11 protein-coding genes are annotated in these 11,814 nt (G+C 71.8%); 5 read left to right on the plus strand and 6 right to left on the minus strand.

What is annotated here, in order from left to right:
* Positions 1 to 38 precede the first annotated feature (38 nt).
* The 4 genes from ACFVS6_RS30335 (at position 39) to ACFVS6_RS30350 (ending at position 4,529) form a co-directional block, all read left to right on the plus strand.
* Complete coding sequence (locus ACFVS6_RS30335; protein WP_389708834.1) at positions 39 to 728, plus strand: hypothetical protein; 690 nt, start codon at positions 39 to 41, stop codon at positions 726 to 728.
* 49 nt (positions 729 to 777) lie between these two features.
* Positions 778 to 1,572 carry a DsbA family protein gene (locus ACFVS6_RS30340; RefSeq protein ID WP_389708836.1) on the plus strand — a complete coding sequence of 265 codons (795 nt, stop codon included), beginning with the start codon at positions 778 to 780 and terminating at the stop codon, positions 1,570 to 1,572.
* Between the two features lie 108 nt (positions 1,573 to 1,680).
* A complete protein-coding gene (locus ACFVS6_RS30345; protein ID WP_389708837.1) occupies positions 1,681 to 3,354 on the plus strand; it encodes an alkaline phosphatase D family protein in 1,674 nt (557 codons plus the stop codon).
* Positions 3,355 to 3,575: 221 nt separating this feature from the next.
* Positions 3,576 to 4,529 carry a zinc metalloprotease gene (locus ACFVS6_RS30350; RefSeq protein WP_389708922.1) on the plus strand — a complete coding sequence of 318 codons (954 nt, stop codon included), beginning with the start codon at positions 3,576 to 3,578 and terminating at the stop codon, positions 4,527 to 4,529.
* 69 nt (positions 4,530 to 4,598) lie between these two features.
* Here ACFVS6_RS30350 and ACFVS6_RS30355 read toward each other — a convergent pair whose 3' ends face one another.
* Entirely contained in the window at positions 4,599 to 5,177 is a 579-nt protein-coding gene (locus ACFVS6_RS30355; RefSeq protein WP_281205990.1) for a dienelactone hydrolase family protein, read from the minus strand.
* Positions 5,178 to 5,225: 48 nt separating this feature from the next.
* On the opposite strand from ACFVS6_RS30355, the gene ACFVS6_RS30360 reads away from it, so the two are divergent.
* Positions 5,226 to 6,263, plus strand: a complete 1,038-nt coding sequence (locus tag ACFVS6_RS30360) for a mechanosensitive ion channel family protein (protein ID WP_389708924.1) — start codon at positions 5,226 to 5,228, stop codon at positions 6,261 to 6,263.
* 22 nt (positions 6,264 to 6,285) lie between these two features.
* Here ACFVS6_RS30360 and ACFVS6_RS30365 read toward each other — a convergent pair whose 3' ends face one another.
* From ACFVS6_RS30365 to ACFVS6_RS30385, 5 genes are all read right to left on the minus strand, one after another.
* Complete coding sequence (locus ACFVS6_RS30365) at positions 6,286 to 7,878, minus strand: Na+/H+ antiporter (protein WP_389708839.1); 1,593 nt, start codon at positions 7,876 to 7,878, stop codon at positions 6,286 to 6,288.
* 443 nt (positions 7,879 to 8,321) lie between these two features.
* Positions 8,322 to 8,798: a GNAT family N-acetyltransferase gene (locus tag ACFVS6_RS30370; RefSeq protein WP_389708841.1), complete on the minus strand. Its 477-nt coding sequence runs from the start codon at positions 8,796 to 8,798 to the stop codon at positions 8,322 to 8,324.
* A complete protein-coding gene (locus tag ACFVS6_RS30375; protein ID WP_281205993.1) occupies positions 8,795 to 9,736 on the minus strand; it encodes an RluA family pseudouridine synthase in 942 nt (313 codons plus the stop codon). Before ACFVS6_RS30375 ends, ACFVS6_RS30370 begins: the two co-directional genes overlap by 4 nt.
* A gap of 52 nt (positions 9,737 to 9,788) precedes the next feature.
* Positions 9,789 to 10,355 (minus strand): signal peptidase II, encoded by a 567-nt coding sequence (gene lspA / locus ACFVS6_RS30380; protein WP_389708843.1) that lies wholly within the window; start codon positions 10,353 to 10,355, stop codon positions 9,789 to 9,791.
* 218 nt (positions 10,356 to 10,573) lie between these two features.
* Entirely contained in the window at positions 10,574 to 11,374 is an 801-nt protein-coding gene (locus tag ACFVS6_RS30385) for a TraR/DksA family transcriptional regulator (protein WP_389708845.1), read from the minus strand.
* Positions 11,375 to 11,814 lie beyond the last annotated feature (440 nt).

Consider the following 11,814-nt stretch of genomic DNA (forward strand, 5'->3'; position numbering starts at 1 on the left):
GGCCCGGGTTCACAGGGAGTCATGGCACACTCGCGACGATGGACGTATCAGGGACGGGATTCCGAGGGCTGAGGGCCGCGCTGTTCAGCGCACTCGTCGTGCTGCTCTCGGCGGGGTCCCACGTGCTGATGTCCCGGGTGCCGCTGCCGCCCGCCCTGGTGGCCGGGGCCTTCGTCGGTGTGTTCTTCATCGCCTTCGCGCTGGCGGGCCGGGAACGGGGCTTCGGCCCCATCGCCGCCCTGCTGGTGCCTTTGGAGCTGGCGGCCGACACCGTCTTCACCGCCGGGCAGCACCTCTGCTACGGCCCGGCGGGCGGTCCGGTCTCCGGCCCGCTGCGCGCGATGGGCCTGGACGAGCTGTGCGGCGGGACCCCGGTGGGCGGACCGCTGGCCGAGGTGTCCGGACCCGCCTCCGACCCCGCGGCGCTGCTGGCCGCCCCCGGGCCGTGGACGCCCTGGCTGCTGCTGGGCGCCCACGTCACGGTCGGTCTGCTGGCCGCGGCCTGGCTGCGGGGCGGCGAGCGGTCGCTGGCCCGGCTGCTGCGGGCCGTCGCCGCGTTCGCGTTCCGGCCGCTGCTGCTGGCGGTGGCCGCGGTGTCGGTGGCCGCCGGGGCGGTACGGCGGGCGCTGCGCCCGTCGGTCGCCCGCACGGGGAGCCGTACGCGGTTCCCCGCGCATTCCGTGGGACGGCGGGGACCTCCCGTACGCGCGGCGCTCACGAGCGCCTGACGTACGTACGGCGGTTCCCCATCCACACGCACATCCCACGGAGATCATGATGAGTTCACGCAACAGCCAGGCGAGCAAGGCGGCGGCCCGCGAGAAGCTGCGGATCGAGCGCGAGAAGCAGGCCAAGAAGGACCGCGCGCGCCGGCAGCTGGTCGTGGCCGGAGCGGTCGTCGGCGTCCTCGCGCTGGCCGGCGGCGTCGGCTACGCGGTCGTGCAGGCCAACCAGCCCGGTTACTGGGACAAGGCGGCCGACGCCGCCCTGGTGAAGCCGAAGAACACCACCGGCGAGGACGGCACCACGGTCGTCATCGGCAAGGCCGAGGCGAAGAAGACCCTGGAGCTGTACGAGGACTCGCGCTGCCCGGCGTGCGCCTCGTTCGAGCAGGCCGTGGGCGAGCAGGTCAAGAAGGACGTCGACGCCGGCAAGTACAAGCTGCAGTACTTCGGCGCCACCTTCATCGACAACGCGGTCAAGGGCGAGGGCTCGAAGAACGCGCTGAGCGCGCTCGGCGCCGCGCTGAACGTCAGCCCGCAGGCCTTCCTCGACTACAAGGGCGCGCTCTACTCGAAGGAGCTGCACCCGGAGGAGACGGTCGACAGCTTCGCCAAGGACGACTACCTGCTCAAGGTCGCGGACACGGTGCCCGCGCTCAAGGGCAACGCCGAGTTCAAGAAGGCCGTCGAGGACGGTACGTACGACCGTTGGGCGCTGGAGATGTCGAAGGTCTTCAACAACTCCGACGTCAAGGGCACCCCGACGCTGAAGATGGACGGCAAGAAGATCGAGACCCCGCAGACCGCCGAGGCGTTCACGGCGGCGCTCGACAAGGCCATCGCCGGCTGATCCACCGTCACACCACCGCACACGGGCGGGCGAACTCCTGGAGTTCGCCCGCCCGTTGCCGTTCCATGTCTGTTCCCAGGCGTGTACCGATCAGTAATATCCTTGTCCGTGACCAGTCATCTCATCCCTTCCGCCGGCTCCGCCGAGCGCCCGGCCCACCCGCGCCGCCGCACGGTCGTCCTGGCCGCCGCGGCCACCGCCGCACTCGCGCCGCTCACCGCCCTGGGCGCCCCGGCCGCCCACGCGGCGGGGGCCGCGCCCGCCTTCGCCCACGGCGTCGCCTCCGGCGACCCGCTTCCCGACGGGGTCCTGCTGTGGACCCGGGTCACCCCGACCCCGGAGGCCGTACCCGGCTCCGGACTCGGCCCGGCCACGGCCGTGGGCTGGGAGGTGGCCGAGGACAAGGCCTTCTCCCGCGTCGTCGCCGGCGGCACCGTCACCGCGAGCGCCGCCTCCGACCACACGGTCAAGGTCGACGTGCGCGGACTGCGCCCCCACACCCCGTACTGGTACCGGTTCACCGCCGGCGCCGGCGTCTCCCCCGTCGGACGCACCCTGACCGCCCCGGCCGTCGACACCACGACGGCGGGGGTGCGCTTCGGCGTGGTCTCCTGCGCCAACTGGGAGGCCGGCTACTTCTCGGCGTACCGGCACCTCGCAGCCCGCGCCGACCTGGACGCGATCCTGCACCTGGGCGACTACATCTACGAGTACCCGAGCGGCGGCTACCCGGAGGCGAAGTACACCGTCCGCGCGCACGAGCCGCGGCACGAGATCGTGACCCTGGCCGACTACCGCACCCGGCACGGCAAGTACAGGACGGACACCGACCTCCAGGCGCTGCACGCCGCCCACGCGATCGTCGCGATCTGGGACGACCACGAGTTCGCCAACGACGCGTGGGCGGGGGGCGCCGAGAACCACACCCCGGGCGCCGAGGGCGACTGGGCGGCCCGCGCGGCCGCCGCCAAGCAGGCGTACTTCGAGTGGATGCCCGTGCGCACCTCCGTCGCCGGCACCGTCTACCGGCGTCTGCGCTTCGGCACCCTCGCCGACCTGCACCTCCTCGACCTGCGCTCGTTCCGCTCGCAGCAGGTCAAGGTGGGCTCCGGATCGGTGGACGACCCGGAGCGCACCCTCACGGGGCGGGCGCAGTTGGACTGGCTGAAGCAGGGGCTGGCCGGCTCGAACGCGACCTGGAAGCTGGTCGGCACCTCGGTGATGATCTCGCCCGTGGCGTTCGGCGCGCTGCCCGCGCACCTGCTCCAACCGCTCACGAAGCTGCTCGGCCTGCCCGAGGGCGGCATCGCGGCCAACGTGGACCAGTGGGACGGCTACACGGACGACCGCAAGGAACTCCTGAACCACTTGAAGGACCGGAACATCAAGAACACCGTGTTCCTGACCGGCGACATCCACATGGCGTGGGCGAACGAGGTCCCGGTGCACAAGGCGACGTACCCGGGTTCGGGCAGCGCGGCGACCGAGTTCGTGGTGACCTCGGTGACCTCGGACAACGTGGACGACATCCTCCACGTGCCGGCGGACACCGCATCGCTGGTCGCCGAATCGGCCATCAAGGCCGCGAACTGGCACGTGAAGTGGCTGGACATGGACTCCCACGGCTACGGGGTCCTGGACGTCACGGCCGAGCGTTCACAGATGGACTACTACGTGGTCTCGGACAAGCGGCGGCAGGACGCGACCTCCGCCTGGGCCCGCTCGTACCGCACGTCGAACGGCACGCAGAAGGTGGAGCGGGTGTACCGACCCAGCCACTGACGAACCGTCAATCCTATTGCGAAAAGGGGCGCTTGGGTCATCCCAAGCGCCCCTTCGGCATCACCGGCAACAAATCTTTTACGTCTGGATCTTGACCTGAATATGTCATGAACACATAAGCTTCGCGCCAGTCGGAGAGATCCTCCGGCCAACACCCCCCACCGCGAGGAGCTCACGTGCGCGCTTCTGCCCGCATATCCCCCCTTCTCCGCCGCCGCCTGATGACCACGGCGGTCCTGGCCGGAACCCTGGCCTTCACCCCGCTCGCCACGCCCACCACGCTCGCCGCCGCCAAGACCCCCGCCGAGGTGTGCGCCGAGGAAGGTACGACCGGGGCGCCCGCCGACGCCCGCGTCGCCCGCCCCCACGACGAGCACGCGGCCGAGCCCAACGAGGTCACCGACGGCCAGGCGCAGGCCATGGACGCCGACCTCAAGTCGAAGCTCGACAAGGCCCTCAAGAACCAGCCGCAGCGCAGCCTGCGCGCCGCCGAGGCCGTCACGAACATCCCCGTGCACTTCCACGTCATCCACTCCGGCACCACCGGAAAGCTGACGGCCACGGACATCGCCAAGCAGCTGGCGGTCCTGAACGCGGCCTACGGCGGCCAGGGCACCGGCAACGTGAACTCCAACTTCCAGTTCACCCTGGCCTCGACCGACTACACGGACAACAGCGGCTGGTACAACCTGGCCTCCGGTTCCACGGCCGAGAAGAACATGAAGAACACCCTGCGCAAGGGCGGCCCGGGCGCGCTCAACTTCTACACCGCCAACCTGTCGGGCGGCCTGCTCGGCTGGGCGACCTTCCCGACCTCCTACGCCGCCGGCCCCAAGATGGACGGCGTGGTCGTACTCGACAGCTCGCTGCCCGGCGGCTCCTCCGCCAACTACAACGAGGGCGACACCGCCACCCACGAGGTCGGCCACTGGCTGGGGCTCTACCACACCTTCCAGGGCGGCTGTAACGGCAACGGCGACTACGTCTCCGACACCCCGGCCGAGAAGACCGCCGCCTACGAGTGCCCGACCGGCCGTGACAGCTGCGCGAGCAAGCCGGGCGCCGACCCGATCCGCAACTTCATGGACTACACGTACGACTCCTGCATGTACCAGTTCACCGCCGGTCAGGTGGCTCGCATGACGAGCAGCTGGACCGCCTACCGGGCGGGCTGACCCGCCGCCTCCCGGCATCGACGGGCGCGGGGCACGGACCGGAGAGCGCCGGACCGTGCCCCGCGTCGTCTACAGGGTGTCGAGGAACCCGAGCGACACCTTCCAGGCCTCCTCGGCGGCCTCGGCGTCGTAGTCGTCGAGGTCCGGGTCCGTGAACAGGTGCCCGGCGCCGGGGTAGGTGTGCACCTCCACGTCCGCGCCGGCCCGCCGCATCCGCAGGTACCAGGCCGTCAGCCAGTCGTGCGGCTCGAAGGGGTCCGGGTCGGCGATGTGCAGCTGCACCGGCAGCTCGTCGGCGGAGGCGTCCTCCGCCAGGTCGGCCGTACCGTGCAGGAGCAGCAGCCCGCGCGCCTTGTCGTCGGCCAGTGCCAGGTGCTGGGCGACGGAACCGCCGAAGGAGAAGCCCGCGTAGACCAGGCCCTGGTCGGAGTGGGGAGCCGCGGCCAGCACCGCCCGCTTGAGCAGCTCGTCCCGGCCGATCTCCTCCTGGTGGGCGATGCCTTCCTCGACCGTGGCGAACGTGCGGCCCTCGAAGAGGTCGGGCACCTCGACCCGGTGTCCGGCCGCCCGCAGCCGGTCGGCCGCCGCGTGCACCGCGGGCCTCAGCCCGTACGTCGAATGGAAGAGCATGATGTTCATGTCTCCCATCGTGCCAGTTTCCCGGCGGGTTCCCCGGTTACGTTCTCTGGCATGGATATGGAGAACGTCCTGCGTCCCGTCCTCGTCATCGGAATCGCCCTGGCGCTCGCCCTGCTCGCCGGGTGGCTGCTCGACCTGCTGCTGCGCAAGGCGGACGCCCGGCATCCGGAAACCCCGCTGTGGGGGCTGCTGCGCCGCTGCGGCCTGCCGTTCCGGCTGGTCCTGGGCACGGCCCTGCTGCGCGGCAGCTACCGGGAGGCCGGCGTCCTGCCCGACCACACCGTCGGCGTGGGCCGCGCGCTGACCCTGGTGATGATCGCCTCGACGGCCTGGCTGCTCGTGGGCATCGCGACGGCGATCGTCGACGCCTCGTACGCGCGCTACGCGTCGGGAGCCCCGGACGACGCCCGGGTACGCCGGGTCCGCACCCAGGTCACGCTGATCCAGCGGGTGGTCACGGCCGTGGTCGTGGTGGTCGCCGTCGCCGCCATGCTGCTGACCTTCCCCCCGATGCGCACCCTCGGCGCCTCGATGCTGGCCTCGGCCGGCGTCCTCGGCATCGTCGCGGGCATCGCCGCCCAGGCAGCCCTCGGCAACCTCTTCGCCGGACTGCAGATCGCCTTCGGCGACACCGTCCGCATCGGGGACACCGTGGTCGTGGACAAGGAGTGGGGCAAGGTCGAGGAGATCACCCTCACCTTCCTCGTGGTCCGCACCTGGGACGAGCGCCGGATCACGATGCCGGTCTCCTACTTCACCAGCAAGCCGTACGAGAACTGGTCGCGCGGCGGCGCGGAGATGACCGGCACCGTCTTCTGGCACCTGGACCACTCGGCGCCCGTCGCCCTGATGCGCGAGCGGCTCACGGACATCCTCAAGGACGTGCCCGAATGGGACGGTCGCTCCTGCGGCCTGGTCGTCACCGACACCACTCCGCACACCATCCAGGTCCGCGCGACGGCCACCGCCAAGGACGCCGACGACATCTGGACGGTGCGCTGCGCGGTGCGCGAGCGGATGATCGGCTGGCTGACCGAGCACCACCCGTACGCCCTCCCCCGCGTCACGACCACGGAGGCCGCCCCCCGCCCGTAGCGGACGCCGCCCCGGCCGGGCCCTACGGGCTGCGCAGGCTGCGCACGTCGAGGTGGCGCAGGACCCGGTCCACGATCTCCGGGTCGGAGCCGGGTTCGCTACGGGCGGCCAGGACCTCGTGGCGGGCGGCGGACATCATCTCCCGCTGGATCCGCTGGACGTGCCGAATGCGTTCCACCCGCTGGGCGTAGGCCTCGCGGCGTTCCTCGTCGACCATGTCCGGGCTGATCCTGGCCCCGACGTCGTAGGCCCGCCGGTACAGCGTCTCCACCAGGTCGTCGGGCAGGTCCTCGACCTCCTCGATCTCCTTCAGGCGGCGCTTGGCGGCCTTCGCGGCGCGGATCGCCAGTTGCCGTTCCGTCTCCCGCTCGGCGTCCACGTCCGCCTCCACGCCCAGCCGGCGCACCAGCCACGGCAGGGTCAGGCCCTGGCAGACCAGGGTCACCATGATCACCGCGAAGGCGATGAAGACGATCTCGTCGCGTCCGGGGAAGGGTTCGCCGGCATCGGTGCGCAACGGGATGGCGAGGGCCAGGGCCACCGAGGCCACCCCCCGCATCCCGGCCCACCACATGACCACGCTCTCCCGCCAGCTGACCGGGATCTCCTCGTCGTAGTCGCGCCGCCGGTGCAGTTTCCGCGCCAGCCAGCCGGCCGGCAGCAGCCAGAGCAACCGGACGCCGACGACGACCGCGATCACCACGCTCGCCCAGCCCGCCATCTCCCAGGCCCGGCCCTTGGCGACCCCGAAGACGTTGTGCAGCTCCAGACCGATCAGCCCGAACGCCACCCCGGTGACCAGCATGTCGACGACTTCCCAGAACGTGTGCCCGGCGAGGCGGCCCAGCACGTCGTCGGCGTCCGAGGCGTACTCGGCGAGGAACAGCGCCGTCGTCAGCACGGCCAGCACGCCCGAACCCTGCATCTCCTCCGCCACGACGTACGAGACGAAGGGCACCAACAGCGTCAGGCCGATCTGGAGCGTGGCGTCGTCGAGCCGACCCATGAGCCGCTGGGTGGCCCAGCCGAGCGCGAGCCCCACCGCGACGGCGACCACGGCGGACAGCACGAACTCCCCGAGGGCCTCGGGCCAGGAGAAGCTGCCGCTCACCGCCGCGGCGACGGCCACGTGGTACAGCACGATCGCGGTGACGTCGTTGAACAGCCCCTCGCCCTCCAGGATGGACACCATCCGGCGCGGCAGCCCGAGCGACCCGGCGACGGCGGTGGCGGCGACCGGGTCGGGCGGGGCGACCAGCGCGCCGAGCGCGACCGCGGCGGCGATCGGCAGGCCGGGGATGACGGCGTTCGCCACGGCGGCGACGGCGGCGGTGGTCACGAACACCAGGGCGACGGCCAGCAGCAGGATCGGCCGGACGTTCGCGGCGAACTGCCGCCAGGAGGTGCGCTGCACCGACGCGTACAGCAGCGGCGGCAGCACCAGGGGCAGGATGTAGTCGGGCGGGATGTTCACGTTCGGCACGGCCGGCACCAGGGCGAGCACGATGCCGCCGAGGGTCATCAGGACCGGCGCGGGCAGCCCGAGCCGGTCCCCGAGCGGAACGGTGACGACGGCTCCGAGCAGCAGTACGAACAACAGGGCGAGCTGATCCACTCCCCCACCCTGCCGGCCCACCCCGCCCACCGAAGCAGCCACACCCCGTGTCGCCCCACCGACGCCCGAGGCACCCCCTCCCCGACCTCGCCGGCCCACTCCAGCCCCGCCGGCGTTGGAGCGCCGTGATCCCACTCCAGCCCCGCCGGCGTTTCAGGCGCGGGGGTCCTACTCCAGCCCCGCCGACGTTCGAGGCGCGGGGCTCCCACCCCAGCCCCGCCGGCATTCGAGGCGCCGCGATCCCACTCCAGCCCGGCCGGCATTTGAGGCGCGAGGGTCCTACTCCAGCCCCGCCGACGTTTGAGGCGCGAGGGTCCTACTCCAGCCCCGCCGGCGTTTGAGGCGCGGGGGTCCGGGGGCAGCGCCCCCGGCAACGGCGCCGCACACTCCGAACGGGCACGGGCCGAAGCCCGGGGATCAGGGGATCAGCACCCCTCCCCGACTTACCGCCCGGCCAGGGCCCTCCGCATGGAGCGGTGCGGAATCCCCGCGTCGAGGAACTCCGGCCCGTAGGCCACGTACCCGAGCCTCTCGTAGAAGCCGAGCGCATGCGTCTGCGCACCCAGATCCACGGCGGCCAGCCCGATCCGCACCGCCTCCGCCTCGATCGCGCGGACCAGCGCCACCCCGACGCCGAGTCCGCGCGCGGACTTGGTGACGGCCAGCCGCCCGAGGGAGCCGACCTCCGGGGAACCGGTCTTGCCCAGGGCCTCGGGCCCGTACAGCAGCCGGCCGGTACCGAGCGGCCCGCCGTCCGGTCCGGTGGCCAGCACGTGCAGGGCGATCGCGTCGTAGGCGTCGTACTCGATGGACTCGGGCACGGACTGCTCGACGACGAACACCTCGGTCCGCACGGCGTAGCAGGCCGCCAGGTCGGCGTCCGAGGACGCGACCCGGACGGTGACGGCGGGGGCCGTCACTGGCTCTCGGCCCGGATCACATCCAGCGCGTGCCGGAGGTCGGCCGGGTAGCCGCTCTCGAACTCCACCCACTGGCCGTCGGAGGGGTGCTCGAAGCCGAGACGGACCGCGTGCAGCCACTGCCGGGTCAGCCCCAGCCGCTTGGCCACGGTCGGGTCGGCGCCGTAGGTCAGGTCGCCGACGCAGGGGTGCCGATGCGCGGACATGTGCACGCGGATCTGGTGCGTGCGCCCGGTCTCCAGCTTGATGTCCAGCAGCGAGGCCGCGCGGAAGGCCTCGATGAGGTCGTAGTGGGTGACGGAGGGCTTGCCCTCCTGCGTCACGGCCCACTTGTAGTCGGCGTTCGGGTGCCGGCCGATGGGGGCGTCGATCGTGCCGCTCATCGGGTCCGGGTGGCCCTGCACCAGCGCGTGGTAGCGCTTGTCCACGACGCGCTCGCGGAACTGGTTCTTGAGCGAGGTGTACGCGCGCTCGGACTTGGCGACGGCCATCAGGCCGGAGGTGCCCACGTCGAGGCGGTGCACGATGCCCTGGCGTTCGGCGGCGCCGGAGGTGGAGATCCGGTAGCCGGCGGCGGCGAGGCCACCGATGACGGTGGTGCCCGTCCAGCCGGGGCTCGGGTGGGCGGCGACGCCCACCGGCTTCATGATGACCACGATGTCGTCGTCGTCGTGGACGATCTCCATGCCGGGGACCGGCTCGGCGACGAGCTCGACCGGACGCGGAGGTGCGGGCATCTCGACTTCGAGCCAGGCACCGCCGTGCACGCGCTCGGACTTCCCGACGACACTGCCGTCGACCGACACCTTCCCCTCGGACGCCAGTTCGGCCGCCTTCGTCCGGGAAAAACCGAACATACGGGCGATGGCGGCGTCCACGCGCTCGCCTTCGAGGCCATCGGGAACGGGCAGGGTGCGGATCTCGGGAATCGTACTCACCTGTCGAGTATGCCGGACTCGACGGACGGCGATTCCCGCGAGCGCCCCGCGATCAGTCCTTGTGGACGGTGCCGTCCGGGTCCAGGCCCTTGAAGGAGAGCAGGACGATCAGGATGCCGCCGCACACGATCGCCGAGTCGGCGAGGTTGAAGACGGCGAAGTGGGTGGGGGCGATGAAGTCGACGACCGCGCCGCGGAACACGCCCGGCGAGCGGAAGATCCGGTCGGTGAGGTTGCCGAGCGCGCCGCCCAGCAGCAGGCCGAGCGCGATCGCCCACGGCAGGCTGTAGAGCTTGCGCGCCAGCCGCACGATCACGACGATGACGCCCGCCGCGATGCAGGTGAAGATGATCGTGAAGGCCTCGCCGAAACCGAAGGCCGCTCCGGGGTTGCGGACCGCCTCGAACCTCAGCAGGTCACCGATGATCTCGATCGGCGGCTGGTGCTCCAGCTTCGCCACGACCACCATCTTGCTGCCGAGGTCGAGCAGGTAGGCCAGCAGCGCCACGACGAGCAGCGCGACGATCCGCCGGTGCCCCTTGGGCGCGTCCGGCTCCGCCTGCGGCTCGGCGCCGTCCCCGATCTCCGGCGTACCGATGATGCGCTCCGCCTCTGCCACGTGAGTCCCTCGAACTAGCGCGAACCAGGTGATCGGCGCACGGCGCCGGACCTGGACCCTGACTGGTACACGAGAGTACGTCAGGGTGTGCGCGGGTGCCCCGGCCCGGGCCTCCTCGCGCGCCGGCGGGCCGGCCGGGGCCCCGCCCGACACGGCCCGCGAAGCGAAAGCAGCACGACGCGCCCCGCAACGGACCGCACCGCACAGCACAGCACCGACTAGTGGCGCCGCTCCTGCTTCTGCTTGCAGTCCACACACAGCGTGGCCCGCGGGAAGGCCTGCATCCGCGCCTTGCCGATGGGCTGCCCGCAGTTCTCGCAGAGCCCGTAGGTGCCCGCCTCCAGGCGTTCCAGGGCCCGCTCGGTCTGCTCCAGCATCGAGCTGGCGTTCGCCGCGAGGGCGAGCTCGGACTCCCGGGTGATGTTCTTGGTGCCGGTGTCGGCCTGGTCGTCGCCCGCGCCGTCGCCCGAGTCCCGCATCAGGCCGGTGATCGCCACCTCGGAGGCCTCCAGCTCGGCCCGCAGCCGCAGCACCTCCGACAGCAGCTCCGTACGGGCCTCCTCGACCTCCTCGGTCGTCCAGGGGTCCTCACCGGGGCGTACGGCGAGCTCCCCGGACGTGAGGGGCGCGGCGGCGTGCGCCTTGGGGAGCCCGCTGGTGGCGGCAGTGGCCGTCTTCCTGGCCGTACCCGCAGTCTTCTTGGCAACCACTTTCCGAGCTCCCGTCTTCTGCGCGGCCGGAGCCGCCCCCTCGGCCGCGGCCGCCTTGGCCGTGGCCTTGCTCGTGGTGCGCTTCGCCGCCGGGGACCCGGCGGACCGGGCCGCCTTCGCCGTTTTCGCCGTTTTCACCGTCTTGGCCGTCTTGGCGGCTTTGGCGGCCTCGGCGGGTTCCGCCGCCGCCGACTTCTTCGCCGGGGCCTTCTTCGCGGTCGCCTTCTTGGCCGGAGCGGCCCGCTCGGTGGCAGGCGTGGAGCCTGGCACAGCAGCCACCTCCTGCGTCGCCGTCTTCTTCGCCACCATGGCCGCGGCCCCTTTTCACATACTGTGATCTTGTTTGTGAATCGTGCCGGAACGATAAATCGGCTCCGACCCCACGGCAACGGGGCACGCGTCCGTCGAGGTCAACCTGCATCCGTTGTGCCCAGCGTGACGCCCGGTAATCCGCCCCGCCCGCCCCGGTGGATCCCGTACCCGCCCGTCGGCCCATTCGGGTCATACCGGCACCGGCCCCGCGCCCCGCCGCCGACCGGCGTAAAGCGGTCGGCCGCGCGCCGCACCGGCCCGTACACTGGGCCCAGCGAGAGGCATGGATGGGGACGAGTAGCGTCGGACGCAGCCAGGAGCGACCCGGGGACGGTGAGAGCCCGGGGGCGAGCGCGACGTGAAGGATCACCCCGGAGCCGCCGGAAGAAGGCCCGCAGGGCCCGTAGAACCGGCTTCGCACCCCAATGAGGGGGCCA

The sequence above is a fragment of the Streptomyces sp. NPDC057939 genome (assembly GCF_042887545.1).
Lineage (GTDB): Bacteria > Actinomycetota > Actinomycetes > Streptomycetales > Streptomycetaceae > Streptomyces.